Source organism: Thermoactinomyces sp. DSM 45892, from assembly GCF_900107305.1.
Lineage (GTDB): Bacteria > Bacillota > Bacilli > Thermoactinomycetales > Thermoactinomycetaceae > Baia.
The window spans coordinates 84370-101994 of the sequence record NZ_FNPL01000006.1 but is presented as its reverse complement, the minus strand read 5'-3'; the positions used below and the strand labels follow the sequence as shown (position 1 = coordinate 101994).

General features: G+C 40.9%; 19 protein-coding genes and 1 other annotated feature. Of the genes, 17 read left to right on the top strand and 2 right to left on the bottom strand.

Translation table 11 applies throughout. The features are described from left to right. The first annotated feature begins 121 nt into the window (after positions 1 to 121). The 17 genes from BLU58_RS06375 (at position 122) to BLU58_RS06300 (ending at position 16586) form a co-directional block, all read left to right on the top strand. Positions 122 to 1837 (top strand): acyl-CoA dehydrogenase family protein, encoded by a 1716-nt coding sequence (locus BLU58_RS06375; RefSeq protein WP_093291387.1) that lies wholly within the window; start codon positions 122 to 124, stop codon positions 1835 to 1837. 230 nt (positions 1838 to 2067) lie between these two features. Further along, positions 2068 to 3006: an ABC transporter ATP-binding protein gene (locus BLU58_RS06370; protein ID WP_093291386.1), complete on the top strand. Its 939-nt coding sequence runs from the start codon at positions 2068 to 2070 to the stop codon at positions 3004 to 3006. Positions 3007 to 3044: 38 nt separating this feature from the next. Further along, positions 3045 to 3200, top strand: coding sequence for a hypothetical protein (locus BLU58_RS16330; protein ID WP_176786526.1), 156 nt, complete (start codon positions 3045 to 3047; stop codon positions 3198 to 3200). 118 nt (positions 3201 to 3318) lie between these two features. Next, complete coding sequence (locus BLU58_RS06365; RefSeq protein WP_093291385.1) at positions 3319 to 4323, top strand: alpha/beta hydrolase family protein; 1005 nt, start codon at positions 3319 to 3321, stop codon at positions 4321 to 4323. 15 nt (positions 4324 to 4338) lie between these two features. Continuing rightward, positions 4339 to 5766: a sensor histidine kinase gene (locus BLU58_RS06360; protein WP_093291384.1), complete on the top strand. Its 1428-nt coding sequence runs from the start codon at positions 4339 to 4341 to the stop codon at positions 5764 to 5766. A gap of 51 nt (positions 5767 to 5817) precedes the next feature. After that, complete coding sequence (locus tag BLU58_RS06355) at positions 5818 to 6468, top strand: response regulator transcription factor (RefSeq protein ID WP_176786525.1); 651 nt, start codon at positions 5818 to 5820, stop codon at positions 6466 to 6468. A gap of 182 nt (positions 6469 to 6650) precedes the next feature. After that, entirely contained in the window at positions 6651 to 6953 is a 303-nt protein-coding gene (locus tag BLU58_RS06350; protein WP_072331676.1) for a YlmC/YmxH family sporulation protein, read from the top strand. Positions 6954 to 7004: 51 nt separating this feature from the next. After that, positions 7005 to 7832 carry a peptidoglycan editing factor PgeF gene (pgeF, locus tag BLU58_RS06345; RefSeq protein WP_093291382.1) on the top strand — a complete coding sequence of 276 codons (828 nt, stop codon included), beginning with the start codon at positions 7005 to 7007 and terminating at the stop codon, positions 7830 to 7832. A 7-nt stretch (positions 7833 to 7839) separates the two neighbouring features. After that, positions 7840 to 8523, top strand: a complete 684-nt coding sequence (locus BLU58_RS06340; protein WP_093291381.1) for a YggS family pyridoxal phosphate-dependent enzyme — start codon at positions 7840 to 7842, stop codon at positions 8521 to 8523. Between the two features lie 22 nt (positions 8524 to 8545). Next, a complete protein-coding gene (locus BLU58_RS06335; protein WP_218122186.1) occupies positions 8546 to 8959 on the top strand; it encodes a cell division protein SepF in 414 nt (137 codons plus the stop codon). 26 nt (positions 8960 to 8985) lie between these two features. After that, entirely contained in the window at positions 8986 to 9261 is a 276-nt protein-coding gene (locus tag BLU58_RS06330) for a YggT family protein (protein ID WP_369813689.1), read from the top strand. A gap of 11 nt (positions 9262 to 9272) precedes the next feature. Beyond that, entirely contained in the window at positions 9273 to 10052 is a 780-nt protein-coding gene (locus tag BLU58_RS06325; protein ID WP_093291379.1) for a YlmH family RNA-binding protein, read from the top strand. 100 nt (positions 10053 to 10152) lie between these two features. Further along, positions 10153 to 11112: a DivIVA domain-containing protein gene (locus tag BLU58_RS06320; RefSeq protein ID WP_093291378.1), complete on the top strand. Its 960-nt coding sequence runs from the start codon at positions 10153 to 10155 to the stop codon at positions 11110 to 11112. A 73-nt stretch (positions 11113 to 11185) separates the two neighbouring features. Beyond that, positions 11186 to 11423: a binding site (T-box leader), on the top strand. Between the two features lie 66 nt (positions 11424 to 11489). Next, on the top strand, positions 11490 to 14276 hold the full coding sequence (ileS, locus tag BLU58_RS06315) for an isoleucine--tRNA ligase (protein WP_093291377.1): 2787 nt from the start codon (positions 11490 to 11492) through the stop codon (positions 14274 to 14276). 80 nt (positions 14277 to 14356) lie between these two features. Continuing rightward, positions 14357 to 14848, top strand: a complete 492-nt coding sequence (lspA, locus tag BLU58_RS06310) for a signal peptidase II (protein ID WP_093291376.1) — start codon at positions 14357 to 14359, stop codon at positions 14846 to 14848. Positions 14849 to 14863: 15 nt separating this feature from the next. Further along, positions 14864 to 15787, top strand: coding sequence for an RluA family pseudouridine synthase (locus BLU58_RS06305; protein ID WP_093291459.1), 924 nt, complete (start codon positions 14864 to 14866; stop codon positions 15785 to 15787). Positions 15788 to 15938: 151 nt separating this feature from the next. Continuing rightward, positions 15939 to 16586: a class I SAM-dependent methyltransferase gene (locus BLU58_RS06300; protein WP_093291375.1), complete on the top strand. Its 648-nt coding sequence runs from the start codon at positions 15939 to 15941 to the stop codon at positions 16584 to 16586. Positions 16587 to 16657: 71 nt separating this feature from the next. Here BLU58_RS06300 and BLU58_RS06295 read toward each other — a convergent pair whose 3' ends face one another. Beyond that, positions 16658 to 16912 (bottom strand): YciI family protein, encoded by a 255-nt coding sequence (locus tag BLU58_RS06295; RefSeq protein ID WP_093291374.1) that lies wholly within the window; start codon positions 16910 to 16912, stop codon positions 16658 to 16660. A 66-nt stretch (positions 16913 to 16978) separates the two neighbouring features. Beyond that, on the bottom strand, positions 16979 to 17548 hold the full coding sequence (locus BLU58_RS06290) for a TVP38/TMEM64 family protein (protein WP_093291373.1): 570 nt from the start codon (positions 17546 to 17548) through the stop codon (positions 16979 to 16981). Positions 17549 to 17625: the final 77 nt, after the last annotated feature.

Sequence of the window (17625 nt, the reverse complement as noted above, 5' to 3'; positions counted from 1 at the left end):
CGACATCTAACTCCTCTTATTTTGATCCAATTGTCGCATCCCATTTGGAGATGTAATAGGTGTTTATTTGAATATTGTCGAAATAAAGAGTAGGTATCTATTTTATGGAGGAGCTACTTACATGGATAACAAGAAACAAAATTGGTATCAAAACGATCCAATCATGCAAAGGTATTTTCGGCAACATATATCTTTTTTAAAAGAGTGGGGAGAGGAGAGGCTTTATCAAATAGGTGAATATTGTGCCGGTCCTATGGAAGAGCGAGCCCGCTATACAGACCGTGATGGAGCACCCAAGCTAATTCGCTACAACCGTCAAGGCGAGGAGATTAACGAAATTTGGTATAACGAAGGCTATCTGCAAACCGTGGGTGATTGTTATGAATGGGGTGTGGTGGGCTGGAGGTATCGGGAGGATGTGCCTTGTAAGATTCCTTTTTTCTATACACAGTTGATGTTTATGTTGATGTCTAAAGCAGAGGTTGGCTTTACATGTCCGGTTACCTTAACGATGTCTGTGGCATTTGTAATGGAAAAATATGCGACAGAGGAACAGAAAAAAGAATTTTTACCCCGTTTAGCAAGCATGAACCGAGAAACCCTTCATCAAGGAGCTACTTTCTTAACCGAAATTCAAGGTGGATCGGATGTAGGCAGTGTGACGACCAAAGCGATTAAACATGGGGAGCATTATCTTTTGACAGGTGAGAAGTGGTTTGCAAGTAATTGTGATGCTGATGGAGCACTCATTTTAGCACGTACAGGAGAAACTCTAGGAACAAAGGGATTAAGCCTGTTTTATTTGCCAAACAAGTTGAAGGACGGATCCAAGAATCACATCTCGATTAGACGCTTAAAGGATAAGTTAGGCGTTCGAGCAGTGGCGAGTGGCGAACTTGTATTACAAGATGCAATTGGATATTTAATCGGCAAGGAGCAAGAAGGATTTAAGTTAATGGCGGAAGCGCTCAATGTTTCGCGGATGTGCACGGCAACGGGTTCCCTAGCCATCTCACAGAGAGCCTTTTCAGAAGCGTTTACCTATGTATCAGAACGTCATACTTTTGGTAATCCTCTGATCGCCTATCCGATGGTTCGCGAGTCATTACTTAATATGATAGTAGATATAGAAGCCAGTTGGACTTTAGTGGCGCAGATGCTCTTACATTTTGACCGTGTCCATACAACACAAGAAGACTCTTCCCCTGATACGATTATCCTACTACGGTGTTTGCTGGCAATGGCAAAAGTGAAGTGTAGCGAGCAATCGGTTCTTCATGCTAAAGAGGCATTAGAGATGCATGGTGGAAATGGATATATTGAAGAATATGTTACACCTAGGCTTCTTCGTGATGCGCAAGTGAACACAGTGTGGGAAGGCTCAACAAATATTATGGCATTGGAATTTTGGAAAAACATGTTCCGTAATCAATCTGATTCTAACCAAAATATTCTCTTATCCTTTTTGTCTCACGGGCTGAATGAGGCATCATTGCTTGCTTACACAGAAGAACAAGAAATCATTCGGCAGGAGTTACAAAAAGTGAGAAGCCAGTTTGATTATCTAGCTCAAGCTGACCCAGTTACACAACAAGCACACGCACTTCACTTTCTCAAATCTGTAACACAGCTCACATGTGCTATTCTTCTCATGCAGCAAGCAGAGTATGGATGGAAGCAAGATCATGAGACACGAATGATCAAGGTAGCAAAGTACTACTGCAATCGTACTTATCGACCTAGCCAGTATGACATTGGTTCATCTTGTATCCCAAGTGTGGAATATTTTGATGAGATTGTAAGTGATTTCGTGAATGGAAAATTAGTTAACGTTTAATTCTATTTAAAAACGATAGAGGAAGTCATTCCGATCAAATGCTTTTAGGATGGCTTTCTTTTGTTTTCCACTACAAAATGAAAAAATTTAATTATATAACATTTATATTGAATTGAATAGAGTAAAAAACATGGTACTTTCTAACTTTTATTTATCGATATAAAATCAAATTAGAAAATGATACGGACGGGTATGCCTGAGAATCAGGATTTATGAAAGGATATCGCATTATGAAAAATTCGATTGTCGTCGAAGAATTGGTTAAGAAGTATGAAGATAAAGTAGTCGTAGATCATGTTTCCTTCTCAGTGGCTAAAAATGAGGTATTTGGCCTACTTGGCCCTAATGGAGCAGGAAAAACGACGATTTTGGAATCGATTATCGGCTTACGTTCTCCAACATCTGGAGAGATCTATATGGTAAATGAAAATTCAGCAACAAGTAGATCGAAGCTACTAGAGATGATGGCTCTCCAACCAGAAGAAGAAAATTTATTTCCTAACCTGCTTGTTCGAGAGCTCCTCGAGTTATTTGCTTCATTATACGAAAAATCAAGGCCTGTGATGGAGGTTCTCGAAGTCGTAAGGTTAGCTGACAAACAAAATGTGATGGTGAAAAAGCTTTCAGATGGACAGAAGAGGCGGTTGTTAATCGCTGTGTCACTCGTATCGGATCCAGAAGTCCTATTTTTAGATGAACCGACTAGCTCTCTAGATCCCCATGCACGACGATACATCTGGGAAGTGATCAAAGACATAAAGAGAAGAGGGCGTAGTGTTCTCCTCACTACCCATTCGATGGAAGAAGCGGAGTCTTTATGTGACCAGATTGCTATATTAGATCAAGGAAAGATTATTGCTCAAGGGACACCACAGGAGCTTATCTATCAGCATTTCCCAAAGCAACAATTAGTCTTCGAAGTGGAGTCGGCTCCAACAGAAGAACAGTTACAGGAATTAGGAGTGGATGAGTTACGGATATCGGAGACTGCAGGGGGCAAAAAAGAAGTTTGTATCACTGCTACACCTGTTACACGTCATCTATTGGACTCTTTAATTAGTAGTAAATTATTTGGATCGGTTGAATGGGAGAAAATACGGATTGAAAGCGGGACATTAGAAGATGTATTTATCGAATTGACAGGTAAAGAGATGAGAAAGTGTATGTAATAGAGATCGAGCAATGAATAAAGAAATGAGGTGGGTGTATGAAGCAAATTCATTTGATTATAAAACTTATGATTGTGCTGAGTTTCGGTATCTTTCTTGAAAATACGGATCAGAAGGTTCTACTACAAAACGATAAGATAAAAGAGAATGAAAAGGTTGCTAACGCTGAAAGTGGGCGTTTTTTTGTTTGTTAAGTATAATCTAGTTATTATATTTACAATTGACTATATTATATTTTTATAATATAGTAATCATAAATTTGAATATGATACCATGCGTGAATCAAAGCGTTAGTTTCCGAAAGGAATGACTATGAATCAATATCTTTCTGTACTGATCGATTCGATTGTGTTGACTAACTTTTGTCGAAAGAAAAGTAAACAATCTCAGTTCCAGCCAGTTGGTGGAAGTAGCTATGAACCTACTGAGAAAGGGCTAGAGCTAGCATTTCCTAAACCGACTTTAGATGATATTCAACTTAGTCCAATTGGAAATTTTACAAAATTTGAGATGGGAACATATTCCTATATGAGCGGGGCCGAGTTAGACTTAGGCGGGAAATTCTCAGAGGGAGAGTACTACCTTCAAACAAATAGGGACCAACAAGTTCATGTTATCGTGATACATGGTTGGAAGAGTGATAGCTTGGATCGTGGGAAAAGGTTGTTCCTCGATTCTTTTTCTGCTTTAGGCTATAATCTCTTTTTTGTCATGCTCCCGCATCATATGAAACGGGCGGATTCGAGATCGGATTATAGCGGTGAATATATGATCAGTGCTCATATAGAACGGACGATCCGAGCGTTTCAACAAGCAGTAACGGAAATTCGTAAGCTCATATACTGGCTAAAGAAGCAGCGTGGCGGTAAGGTTGTAGTAATCGGGATAAGCCTAGGTGGATTGGTTGCCAATTTGATAGGTGTAGTAGAAGAGGAAGTGGATCTCCTCGTTTCTGTAATGTATGCAAATAACTTATCTCATACTGTGTGGAATACACCAGTAGGGAATGATATCAAGCAGGATTTCGAAAGCCAAGGTGTGGATTATTATACATTACAAGAGTATTGGAGGATTTTAGAACCTAGCCGTTTTGTGCCTAGAGTCTCAAACGAAAACATCTTGCTGATTAGTGGGCTGTATGACCAATATGTTGAATTGGCAGATTCGAAACAACTCTGGAGTGCGTGGAAAGAGCCGAAACACATTCTTTATAAGTGTGGGCATGCTGGAATTGCTTTATACCGAAAGAGAATTGCTCAAGATGTCGCCCAGTTTATTCAACATCAATTAAGAAAAAACATGAATGATTCTATTTAAGGGTGGATATCTCCGATGCTATTTGTTTTTATGTGTTTAATGGCAATGGGAATTGTATTAATTGTCACCGAACCGAAAAGTATAAGTGTACGCTGGGCAAGTACAACCATCTTTTGCGGGGCATCAGGTGGTTTGTCGGCAGTGATAGAAGATGATATCATGCCTTTTTGTGTAGGTGACTCCTTTTTATTCGAACTTGCTATGTTTGGTAACAACTTGACTTCATTTATCACACAGTATGGCGTACCTTATTCTTTTCTTATGTTTGCTATTGTAAAATCATTTTCTCCTTCGAAAAAAAATCTGTGGTTATGCTCTATCTTGCTATTTATTCCGATTATTCTTACGTTTTTACTAAACCCATTTTATCCCCGCTTTATCGTGCCTTACTTAACGGGACTTGTTTGGATTGGACCTTACGTGTTAGTAGCGTCACTTTTGTTGACTTATTCGTATATGAAGGAAGAGAACCCGTTTGCGAAGCGGGAGAGATTTTGGACCAATGTGGCTTATATCCCCACGATTCTATTTGTGGTCATCACGAATAACTTGGTTCGTGGATTGGGGTATGAAAATGTATGGAGATTTAACTTGTGGATTGTGATGTATGCAGCAGCTGTTTTTCTATATGCCGTTTTTAGGGATGGTTTTGCGGGAGTTAGATTATTGATTCAAAAACATCAAATGAATCAATCACTCAAGGCTGTTCATATCGGTACCGCTTTTCTTCATCACTCTTTAAAAAATGATTTAGGTATTATCAAATTACTTGGCCATAAAGTAGATTATGCGGCTAGTCTGAGTGGGGATAAAGAGCTACAGACCGATGTGAAGATCATTATTGATTCCTATGAGCGACTTCAGTTTCTCTTAGACAAAATTCAATATCAAACAAATGAAAGAGAGCTGCAACTTACTTCAAACAGTTTAACTGCGATGGTAGAAAGTAGTTTGCAGAGGTTAAAGCCCTTATTGGAAAAGAGTGAGATTCAGGTTCATTTGATACTTCCTGAAGTGGAGTTTAGATGGATGTGTGATCAACTTCAAATTGAAGAAGCAATTCATAACATCCTAATGAATGGAATCGATGCGATGCCAAACGGTGGGGAACTCTTTGTTCGAATCTACTATACTTCCAAGCAAGCAAGAGTCGTAATAAAGGATACCGGCATGGGAATTTCGGACAAACATTTAAATCGTATAATAGAGCCTTTTTTTTCAACAAAGCAAAATCTAGAAAACAATATGGGTCTTGGACTTACATACTGCTATAGTGTCCTTGATAAGCACGGTGGTTCATTGGAGTTTCATAGTCAACTAGGTGAAGGAACAACGGTGTTGATGTCCTTTCCGCTGACAAAGCAGGGGTCCATTTGGCACCAATTCACGTCCTATTGGTCGAAGACGATCCGCGGTGGCAACGAGGACTTATCGAATACGTAATGAAACAACTGATTGTGTGATGAGGTATTATGCGATAAAGGAGGAGTCCATTTGGCACCAATTCACGTCCTATTGGTTGAAGACGATCCACGGTGGCAACGAGGACTTGCCGAATACTTGATGAGACAACCAGATTTATACGTAGTGGGGCATTGTGCAACAAAGGAAGAAGCGATTCAATTTGCGAGCGGAATGGAAAAAGTAGATGTCATCTTGATGGATATTTGTTTAGCAGGGTCGGCCAGCGGGATTGAGGCAACTTTAGAGATCTGTCAGTTTCACCAAGCAAAAGTAATTATGCTTACCTCGCTTGAGGAAGATCACTTTATTTTAGATTCTTACGGGGCGGGGGCAGTTAATTATATTGTGAAATCTAATTTCGAGGAGATTCCAAATATGATTCGTTCTACCTACTATCATAATCCTCAGCCTAGATTTGCTAATAAGATTTTGAAGGAGTTTCGAAGGCTTGTTCGATTTGAGAGAAGCCAACTTGAAATGGACAAGATACAATCTCTGTTAACTCCAACAGAGAAAAATATTTTAAAGCTAATGATAAAAGAATGTTCACAGAAAGAAATCGCAGAAGAACTCTTTATATCGGTTGGGACGGTAAAAAAACATGTCTCTAGTATCATGCGTAAATTGGAATGTAAATCGAGTCAAGAAGTAGTGAAAAAAGTGACTCAAATCATAGTGTAGAATTGAACGGAATCTCCAATATGATACGCTCTTCATAAGGAAACCCTACGGGAGGCGTATCATATCGGAGATTCTTTTTATTTTTGACGAAACCTTTTTCAATCAATGGTACAGATTTATATACTCTACACATATACATAAATTACATTTACGAAAGATAGGGTGACAGGGGGATTACCTTAATGATCAAAATCTCTGATCTCCAAAGTAAAGAAGTAGTAAACATAGCGGATGGACGGAAGTTGGGGCAGATTCACGACTTGGATCTGGATTTGCGAGCAGGTGTCGTTCGAGCCATTATCGTACCAGGTGAGACAAAGTTTTTTGGGTGGTTTGCAGGAGGGCAAGAGTGGGTAATACCTTGGAAACAAATTGTGAAGATTGGCTCGGATGTGATTTTGGTTCGCCTTGACCATCGTTTTCAAGAAATTGTGTCACCATATGGCCAACTTCCATGGTCGAACCAGAATGAATCCTCTCACTAATTCTATGTCAATCCCTCAAACTATGGTAAGATAATACAGGGAGGGGACTACATGGAACCATTTCAAATGCAAAAGAAATCTAGTATTCCCTATTTTGTTCTTTCGCTTTGGCAAGAAGAATTTCCCCATCTGACAGTGGGGTTTTCTGCTAGAGAAGAGGGTTTTTCCCCTATGCATCATAACTATGCCTTACATGTGAGAGATCGACCCTCACACGTAATCGAAAATAGGAAGAGTTTGATGCGAGATCTTTCTTTCTCCTTGGATTCTTTTACCTGTGGCGAACAAGTCCACGGAGTAACTATCGCTTATGTGACTGATAGGGATCGAGGCCGAGGAAATCGAGACCGAGAGTCTGCATTTTCCGATACTGATGGGCTTTTTTCAAGTGAAGAGGATCTTCTTCTTGCCTCCTTCTATGCTGATTGTGTGCCACTCTTCTTCTATGCTCCTGAAATAGATGTGATTGGAGTTGCTCATGCTGGTTGGAAAGGAACCGTCCAGAAAATCGGTCCCAAAATGATTGATGAGATGGTTACGAAAGGGGCAGACCGTTCGAAAATTCGGGTGGCAATCGGCCCTTCAATCGGCGTCTGTTGCTATGAAGTGGATGAACATGTGTTACGCCCGATGAAGGATGCGCTAGCGTGTCAGGATTTACCTTTGTCCGTTGCTCTTTCAACAGCTACTTACAAAGCAATGCTAGATCTGAAAGAGGCAAATGCACAATTATGTAAACAAGTTGGTTTACGGGATGATCAAATTGTGAAATCTAACTATTGTACAAGCTGTTCAAAGGAATATTTCCATTCTCATCGCAGAGATAAAGGCGATACAGGTCGTATGATTGCTTTTATTGGCAAGCGAGTAAGGAGTTAAATTCTTCATGCAAGAGTTAGAAAGGCGCTTACGTGAAGTTCAGCAAAGGATTGAACAAGCTTGTCAGCGAGTAGGGCGAGATCCAGCTGGGGTTAACGTGGTAGCTGTAACCAAATATATAGATATTGAAAAAACGAAGCATGTTCTAGATGCCGGCTGCCTTCATATAGGTGAGAGCCGAGTGCAAGATGCGGTTCCTAAATGGAAAGAATTACATAACCGCGGTACTTGGCATATGATTGGTCATCTTCAACGAAATAAGGCGAAAGAAGTAGTGGGTCGATTTTCCTATCTACATTCCCTTGAAAATATTGAGCTGGCGAAAGAAATTGATCGGCGTGCACAACCTATTCAAGCGAAGATGAAATGCTTTATTCAAGTGAATATTTCGGGTGAAGAGACGAAATTTGGAATTTCTCGGAAAGAATTAGAAGATTTTACGATAGAGATGGCGAATTTCTCTAGTATCGAAGTTGTTGGTTTAATGACGATGGCGCCCCATATCGAAAATCGGGAAGAAATCCGCTCGGTTTTCCGGGAGCTAAAAGAATGCCAACACCGATTACAAAAGAAGCAAATTCCTCATGTTCCCATGACAGAATTGTCAATGGGTATGTCGCAAGACTTTGAAATAGCCATTGAAGAAGGAGCAACATGGATTCGTCTAGGTTCGATTCTGGTGGGGGAATAAGGGGAATGTTAGAAGGAGGAGAATGAACTTGACCTTTATGAATCGGGTCATGAATTTTTTTGGCGTCCATGAGGATGAGGAACAGTTGATTGAGGAGAATGAATCGGGTGATGCTCATCCATCCCCTACTAAAGGAAAAAGTAACATCGTGTCGTTACATTCTCAAAAAAATGTGCGTCTTATGCTAATTGAGCCACGGGTTTTTGAAGAGACACAAGAGATTGCTGATAACTTAAAAAGCCATCGTCCTGTTGTTGTAAATCTTCATCGAGTTCGCCGGGATCAGGCGACTCGCGTAATTGATTTTTTAAGCGGAACCGTCTATGCTCTAGGTGGGAGTATTCAACGAGTAGGCGCTCATATTTTTATCTGCACGCCATCCAATGTAGATGTGCAGGGAACGATTACTGAAATTCTACAAGATGACGCACTCTAAGTTGCAAGTGAGGTGACTCTTGTCACGTGTTTATCATAATGACCATTCTAAATTATGCTTTCTATGGGTATTCGATTGCTTTGATGATCTATATCTTGATGTCTTGGCTTCCGCAAGTGCGTCAATCCCCGATTGGTGTTTTTATGTCGCGCATTTGTGAACCCTATTTGGCGGTGTTCCGTCGGTTTATTCCACCGATTGGAATGATAGATATATCGCCGATTGTTGCCCTTTTTGCGTTACAGTTAGTACAACGTGGCTTATATGTAGTGTTAGATTTCATTTTTAGTTTAATTAGTTGAGGCCATAAACAATGAACAATTCTAAGGTCTTTATGCATTTTCGTCCTGAAGAGCGACCTTTTGTGGAGCGTTGCTTTGATTGGATCACATCATCTAGAGAGCGAAGCATGGTCGTTATAACTCCTTTTCTAGATCCTAGAGAACAGTTCATCTATCAGTCGATCTGTAATCGGGAAGTAGATGTCGTTTCTTTGTTAGATGGCGGCTATCCGGTTGCCGAGCGAAAAAGGGTGATCCTAGCACCTGACTACTTTTCCATAGACGAATCTTGGTCTGATGTAGCTTTTTTACGGATTGAGTCATCTGATCGCAGGCTACTTGAACATCCTGATGTATTGGGGGCGGTTCTAGGTCTTGGAATTAAGCGAGAGATGATTGGTGATATACAACCTCATAATCATGGTTGTGATTTGGTTGTCGCGCGTGAGATGAGTGATTTTCTCCCTCTTCATCTGTCTGCAGTAGGCCGTAAAAAGGTTACTGTACAGACAATCGCGCGAGACCAATTTTTTTATTCCGAACCAGATCGGATCACGAAAAATATCATTGTAGCATCGCTTCGACTAGATGCGATTATATCAGAGGCATTTCACATATCTCGTTCTAAATCACAGTTGATGATTAAAGGGAAGAAATGTAAAATAAATTGGCAGCTTGTTGATCAAAGCGATAAAATGGTAGAACCGGGTGACACGATCTCTGTACGGGGATCAGGGAGAATTTGTGTGATTTGTGTCGATAAAATGACAAAAAAAGGAAGAATTGTCGTGCGGATTTTATCCTTATCTTGAATAATCAACCTAATTTTGGTTATTGGGTGGTCAAATAGAAGGATATCTGATAATATTGTCGAATAGAAAAGGCAAGCAAATAGACGCAGGAGGTGCGGTAATGAAACTAACACCTTATGATATTCATAATAAGGAGTTCAAACGATCATTCCGTGGATATGATGTTGACGAGGTTAATGACTTTCTAGATCAGATTATTAAAGATTTTGAGTTGTTGACTCGTGAAAAATTAGAGATGGAACAACAGGTTGAAGATTTACAAGCTGAACTAGAGCGCATTATGGACGGAGAAGCGTTTAGTCAGACAAGACCTCAACCGCAATACCAAGTAGATCCAGTACAACAACCGATGATGACGCAGCAACAGCAACAACAAAATCAATACCCAACACCACAGAACCAAATACAGATGCAACAACAAATGCAACAAATGCAACAACAGATGCAGAACCAGCTGCAAGCTATGCAACCAAATACCAATGCACTTGCTTCTATGGAGCAAAGCATTCATAAGTCCATTCGTGTGGCACAAGAAGTGGCAGAGGAAGTGCGCTTGAATGCGAAGAAAGAAGCAGAGTTGATTGTTCAAGAGGCAGAGAAGAATGCCGATCGCATCATCAATGAAGCGCTACAAAAAGCTCGTGCTGTTCACAGCGAATTGCTTGATTTGAAACAAAAATCTACGATCTACCGTGCCCGCTTCCGTACTTTGGTACAATCTCACTTGGATGTATTAGATAATTCTTCTTGGGAATCTTTGGAAGAATTAGAGGAAAACTTAGAAGAGACAGGTAAGCAGTTGGATGCATTTGCTGAGCAACCTGTAACACCTTCACTCGAGCAACCACAGACCCAACAAGAGTACTTGATTGAGGGAGCCAATAGTTTTGGAAATGAATACGATGAGTTTCCAAATGAGTTTCCTAACGAATTAGCAAACGAATTCCCACAAATGGGTGAAAACCATATGCTTGGCGAGGTGGCTTCTACATACATGGAAGAAGATCAAGAGCCAAACCTTCGTAGAACCCGCAAAATGCGTAAAAAAGCAATGTTTTAGAAGAAATAGCCTTGTAGATGTTAACAAATACCTAACATCTGTGTATAATGATGAATAACATATTCTCATAGCCATAATGGTTTTGATCGGGACAAGTAGAGCGATAAGATTTTGTTAAGCGAACTGAGGGTTGGTGTGAGCTCAGTCAAGTCTTCGTTTGAATATCACCCGTGAACTGTCGTCCGAAATTGTCAGAGAGAGTAGGATGGATCGTGTCATTCACGTTACGAATGTTAGAGCGGATTTGATCGTTTCTGTTAGACGATCAGAGCCATTAGGGTGGTACCGCGGGAAACCTTCTCGTCCCTAGAGGATGATGAAGGTTTTTTGTGTTGTATTTGTATATGATGATACTGAGATAAAGGATGTGTTAGTAGATGGCTGATTATCGTAGCACGATTCATTTACCTGTGACGGATTTCCCTATGAAGGGGAATCTTCCTAACCGAGAGCCAGAGATGCAAAAATGGTGGGATGAGATTGATATTTATCGTTTGGTTCAGGAGAAACGCAAAGGATCCCCTCAGTTTATTTTGCATGATGGACCCCCTTATGCAAATGGAGATATCCACGTCGGTCATGTACTAAATAAATCGCTGAAGGATTTTATTGTTCGCTATAAAAGTTTAAATGGGTTTGACGCGCCTTATGTGCCTGGATGGGATACACATGGGTTGCCGATTGAACACGCTGTTGTGACGAAAAAGAAAGTGGATCGTAGAACAGTGAGTGTGGTCGATTTCCGTAATCTATGTACCGAATATGCACTATCTTTTGTTGAAAAACAGGCTGATCAATTTAAACGTATGGCGATTCGTGGTGATTTTGAAAATCCATATATCACCTTACAACCTGAGTATGAGTCAGCCCAGATTCGCTTGTTCGGGGATATGGCCCGCAAGGGACATATTTACCGTGGAATGCGTACGGTCTATTGGTCCCCGACATCGGAATCTGCACTTGCAGAGGCAGAGATCGAGTATCAAGAGAAACGCTCAGCATCGATATATGTGAAGTTCCCGGTGCAAAATGGGAATGGGATCTTGGACGAGGAAAATACCTTTGTCGTCATTTGGACTACCACTCCATGGACCATCCCTGCTAACTTGGCTATCTCTTTAAATCCTGAGCTTGCGTACAGTGCCGTTCAAGTGGGGAATGAGAAATATATCATAGCCACTGAACTGGTAGAGGAAGTTATGAAGACAGCGGAAGTGGAGGAGTATGAAATCGTTTCTACTTGGGTGGGCCGTGAGTTAAATGGAGTTGTATGCCGACATCCATTTTATGATCGTCCATCTCCATTGGTTTTTGGAGATCATGTCACACTTGACGCAGGTACGGGTTGTGTTCATACGGCTCCTGGACATGGTGAGGAAGACTTTGCTATTGGACAGCGATATGGTTTAGAAGTACTGTGCCCCGTTGATGGACGTGGAGTATTTACTGCACAAGCGCCTGGTTTTGAAGGCATGTTCTACGAAGATGGTAATAAAAAAGTATCCGAATTGCTAGAGGAACAGGGCTTATTGCTTAAGTTGAGCTTTATCAAACATCAGTACCCACATGACTGGAGAACCAAGAAACCGATCATCTATCGTGCGACGGAACAATGGTTTGCTTCGATTGATGGATTTAGGCAGGAGATGCTGGATGAGATCAAGGATGTAGAGTGGTTGCCAGCATGGGGAGAAGTGCGTTTAGGCAATATGATCACGGACCGAGGAGATTGGTGTATTTCTCGTCAGCGTACATGGGGTGTGCCGATTCCGATTTTTTATTGCCAAGATTGTACAGAACCTCATATCAATGATGAGACGATTGATTTTATCGCGAATCTATTTGCAAAAGAAGGATCAACTGCTTGGTATGCAAAAGAGGTAAGCGACTTGATGCCCGCTGGTCAGAAATGTAGCAAATGTGGATGTACCTGCTTCCGTAAAGAGACGGATATTATGGACGTGTGGTTTGATTCTGGAAGTAGTCACTTTGCTGTACTCGCACAAAGAGAAGACCTAAGTTTCCCAGCGGATTTGTATATCGAGGGATCTGACCAGTACCGTGGTTGGTTTAACTCATCCCTTTCCACTTCTGTCGCTACAACTGGAAAAGCGCCTTATAAACAGGTTGTTTCTCATGGATATGTGTTAGATGGTGAAGGGCGTAAGATGTCCAAGTCGATTGGAAACGTAGTCGATCCGAATAAAGTGGCAAATCAATATGGTGCTGACATCCTGCGTCTATGGGTTTCTTCTGTTGATTATCAATCAGATGTAAGAATCTCAGATCCGCTAATTAAGCAAGTAGCGGAGGTATATCGGAAGTTACGTAACACATTCCGCTTCCTTCTAGGCAACTTGGCGGATTTTGATCCGGCAGAAGATCGCGTACGTTATGATCAGCTAACAGAACTAGACCGTTATGTATTGTCTAAGTTACAAAGCCTCATCAAAACCGTTACCCATGGGTATGATACGTATGATTTCCACCAGGTATATGGTAGTATCCATACGTTTTGTACCGTGTTCTTAAGCCAATTTTATTTAGATGTATTAAAGGATATCCTTTACGTTGAAGAGACAGACTCCTTACAACGTCGTTCAGCCCAAACGGTTATGTATGAGATTTTACGAGCTCTAGATGTGATGATCAGTCCGATTATTCCTCATACAGCAGAGGAAGTATGGAAGTATATCCCGGGTGTGAGCGAGCAGAGTGTTCAACTTGCTGACTTCCCTGTGATGGATGGCACGTTCTGTGATCAAGTACTAGAGGATAAATGGGATCGATTCCTTGATATTCGAAGCGTTGTGTTAAAAGCACTCGAACAAGCACGTGCAGAAAAGTTGATCGGAAACTCTTTGGGCGCTACAATTGAAATCGTACCAAATCTAGAGAGTGCGCAGTTGCTAGCAAATTTAGATAACCTCCACCAACTCTTTATTGTCTCCGGAGTCGAGGTTCTACCTGCCTCTTCGGAAGTTCCTGCCGATCAGAAGGTAGAAGTGATCGTTCATGTAGCCGAAGGAGAAAAATGTAACCGTTGTTGGACCATTTCTCCTACTGTTGGAACGCATTCATACAGTAACCATCAGGAGCTATGTGAGCGATGTGCAAGTATTGTTGAAAAAGAGTATCCTGACTTTGAGACAGAAGCGGAGTAGTCACTATCAATGTTTGGTAAGGAGAGCGAGTATACAGGGATGTATGCTCGCTTGTAGTGCTAAAATAGGGAGGTACCCACTTGAGATATTGGCTCACAGCATTGACTATCATTTTGGTAGATCAGTGGACAAAATGGCTAGTCGCTTCTAAGATGACACTGGGGGAGTCGATTACGGTTATTGATGGATTTTTTCATCTTACGTCTCACCGAAATCGTGGAGCGGCGTTTGGCATTTTACAAAATCAAAAATGGTTTTTCATCACGGTTACGTCTATTGTGATTTGTGCTTTGATCTATTTCCTATGGGCAAGCCGCAAGGAGCATCCACTTATGAAGTGGGGATATGCGATTGTATTAGGTGGGGCGATTGGGAACTATATCGATCGTGTTCGAATGGGTGAAGTCGTGGATTTTCTACATTTCCAGTTTGGCTCCTATGAATTTGCGATTTTCAATGTAGCAGATAGTGCAGTTTGTATAGGAGTAGCAATCTTATTTCTTGGTATATTATTAGAGCCAAGAAACCGTGTCCCAGAAAAATTAGAGTCCAATCATACGAAGGAAGCATAAAAAATGAGCGAACAAATGGAAATAGTAACGTTGCGAGTGGAGGAAGACCGTGCTGGAGAACGATTGGATAAATGGGTGAGTACCTATGATCCAGAGTGGTCTCGTGTACGGGTGCAAGAGTGGATTAGTGCAGGTTTGATCAAGGTAGATGGGGAACCGAAAAAGTCCAACTATAAGATTCGTACAGGAGAGACGGTGGAAATTTCCGTTCCTCCTGTGGAAGAGTTACAAGTGGAAGCGGAAAACATCCCACTTGATATCGTGTATGAGGATGAAGATGTCATTGTTGTAAATAAACCACGAGGTATGGTTGTGCACCCTGGAGCTGGGAATCATACAGGAACACTAGTAAATGCGTTGTTGTACCACTGCAAGGATAGCTTATCCGGAATAGGAGGAGTGGCTAGACCAGGCGTCGTACACCGGATTGATAAAGATACTTCTGGGCTATTGATGTTAGCTAAAAATGATCGTGCTCATCATTCTTTGGTGGATCAATTAAAGGCGAAATCAGTAGAACGGGTTTATGTAGCGATTGTCCATGGATTGATTCCTCATGAGCACGGAACAGTAGATGCCCCAATCGGTCGTGATCCAATCCATCGCCAGCGCATGGCGATCAATCACAATAACGGCAAAGATGCTGTTACCCATTTCCGAGTTAAAGAACATTTGAAAGATACTTCTCTGATTGAGTGTAGACTGGAAACAGGACGTACCCATCAGATTCGGGTTCACATGAAATATATCAACTTCCCTCTTGTGGGTGATCCTGTATACGGACCTTCCAAAAGTCCTATACGTTTTGAAGGTGGTCAAGCTCTCCATGCACAAATACTTGGATTCGAACATCCGAGGACAGGTGAATTTATGAGATTTGAAGCTGAACCACCAGAAGATTTTCAAGAGTTGTTACGGAAATTAAGAAATCAAGTGTAGAAAAAATGATACTCTTCTCCTTCTGAGCTCATTTCTGACTTCAGAAGGTTTTTTTGTGTCCCTTTTTTGGAGAGGAATTGATAGGAACCGGTTGATTCATATTTTCATAGAATATAGAGATTTATATATTTGCTAAGGGAAGGGAGATAGTATGGGTAGATTAAAAGCGTATTTTGAGTCAAATGATAAACGATTAATCCATAAATGGGATCATTATTTTGAGATTTATGAACGTCATTTTCAACGTTTCGTGAATCAGAAAGTAAATATTCTGGAAATTGGCGTCCAACACGGTGGTTCTCTTCAAATGTGGAAAAATTACTTTGGAGAACAAGCAACTTTATATGGGATAGATATCGATCCACGGTGTAAATGTGTAGAGGAAGATCGAATAAAAATCATAATTGGTGATCAAGGAGATAGGGATTTTTGGAAGGAAATAAAGCCTGGACTTCCTGAATTTGATATTATTATTGATGATGGTGGTCACTTGATACATCAGCAGATCATAACATTCGAGGAAATGTTTCCGGTTCTTTCGAATAATGGGGTATTTCTTGTGGAGGATCTTCACACCAACTATTGGAGCGAAATGGGTGGAGGGTTACACAGCGATAATTTTATTAACTATTCCAAAAATATAATTGATTCCTTAAATGGATGGCATCAGCAGCCAGAAAATATAGATCTATTTACTACTTCTACTTGGTCTATTTGCTGTTATGACTCTATTTTGGTTTTTGAAAAAAAACCTAGGAGCCAACCTTTTCATGAAATGACAGGGAATCCTTCCTTTTAGAAGTTTTTTCTTAATAGAGGGCTACCTTTTTTAGGGACAGCCCCTTTTCCTTTTGTATAGTGACAAATGAGTCATGCTTTCCATTCGTGCAATTCTAATCTGCGAACCCCTTGTAATACATAAGGATCTTGCCCAGCTAGTTTTTGAGCTTCCTCTAGAGAATCGGCTAGATAGATTACCAAGCCGCCTGCACCATCAGTAAAAGGCCCCTTGGCAAAGATTTTTCCCTGTTGTTCTAAGTTTTGAAGATAATCCACGTGCGCTGCACGAAATTCCAGATTCAACTCAGGTTTCTCCATATGTAAAATGGCCGCATATTTTAACATGTTGTATCTCCTTTATAAGATATCAGTAGATGTATAATCTAAGCATACAAATTAAGTGTCCTCTTTTTAAGAGGTGTTAGCAAGTCTGTTTTTCCTCCTCTTGTTTAAATACCATAAGAGAGTCCCAACGACTACTAAACCTAGAATGGTCCATTGTAACGTTTGACTAAGTTGTTGAAACCCGAGGAATGTGATTACTTCCAGTGTGATGGAGGGGATTTTACCGATGCCAGTTGTCCAGATGAAATCAAACAGTCGGACATTAGTAAATGCGCCTGCTACATTGATAACTCCTGACGGAAAAAAAGGAGCTAATCGGACTGTTATGAGGGTAAGTTGTTGTTTGCGCCTAGGGAGAGAGTTACATTTTTGTATCCAACGCCAATCGTCTTTTTTCCTCCCCGTCCACTGTTGAAAGCCTTTTCGATAGAGCCAAAATGCAAGGGAAGATCCAATTAATTCACTTAACCATGATAATAAGAAACCCCACCAAGGGCCCCAAAGAACGATGTTGATTCCGGTTACAAATAAGGAGGGGACGAAACCTGCCAAATTTAATAGGACAGTAAGGAAAAAGCTAAGTGGGATGCCCCATAAACCAAGGGTGGAGAAAAAATCTAGTATCGTTTGTGCCAAGAGGTCACCTCAAATCGGAGCAATAACGTCATTCCTTTTTAAGTGTACTTGTTATTTTCACGGAATACCATGGGGAG

Bases quoted from the DNA above. Each gene is read 5' to 3' on its own strand.
- BLU58_RS06375 (WP_093291387.1), top strand. From the start codon at position 122: ATGGATAACAAGAAACAAAATTGGTATCAAAACGATCCAATCATGCAA.
- BLU58_RS06370 (WP_093291386.1), top strand. From the start codon at position 2,068: ATGAAAAATTCGATTGTCGTCGAAGAATTGGTTAAGAAGTATGAAGAT.
- BLU58_RS16330 (WP_176786526.1), top strand. From the start codon at position 3,045: ATGAAGCAAATTCATTTGATTATAAAACTTATGATTGTGCTGAGTTTC.
- BLU58_RS06365 (WP_093291385.1), top strand. From the start codon at position 3,319: ATGAATCAATATCTTTCTGTACTGATCGATTCGATTGTGTTGACTAAC.
- BLU58_RS06360 (WP_093291384.1), top strand. From the start codon at position 4,339: ATGCTATTTGTTTTTATGTGTTTAATGGCAATGGGAATTGTATTAATT.
- BLU58_RS06350 (WP_072331676.1), top strand. From the start codon at position 6,651: ATGATCAAAATCTCTGATCTCCAAAGTAAAGAAGTAGTAAACATAGCG.
- pgeF (WP_093291382.1), top strand. From the start codon at position 7,005: ATGGAACCATTTCAAATGCAAAAGAAATCTAGTATTCCCTATTTTGTT.
- BLU58_RS06340 (WP_093291381.1), top strand. From the start codon at position 7,840: ATGCAAGAGTTAGAAAGGCGCTTACGTGAAGTTCAGCAAAGGATTGAA.
- BLU58_RS06335 (WP_218122186.1), top strand. From the start codon at position 8,546: ATGAACTTGACCTTTATGAATCGGGTCATGAATTTTTTTGGCGTCCAT.
- BLU58_RS06325 (WP_093291379.1), top strand. From the start codon at position 9,273: ATGAACAATTCTAAGGTCTTTATGCATTTTCGTCCTGAAGAGCGACCT.
- BLU58_RS06320 (WP_093291378.1), top strand. From the start codon at position 10,153: ATGAAACTAACACCTTATGATATTCATAATAAGGAGTTCAAACGATCA.
- ileS (WP_093291377.1), top strand. From the start codon at position 11,490: ATGGCTGATTATCGTAGCACGATTCATTTACCTGTGACGGATTTCCCT.
- BLU58_RS06305 (WP_093291459.1), top strand. From the start codon at position 14,864: ATGGAAATAGTAACGTTGCGAGTGGAGGAAGACCGTGCTGGAGAACGA.
- BLU58_RS06300 (WP_093291375.1), top strand. From the start codon at position 15,939: ATGGGTAGATTAAAAGCGTATTTTGAGTCAAATGATAAACGATTAATC.
- BLU58_RS06295 (WP_093291374.1), bottom strand. From the start codon at position 16,912: ATGTTAAAATATGCGGCCATTTTACATATGGAGAAACCTGAGTTGAAT.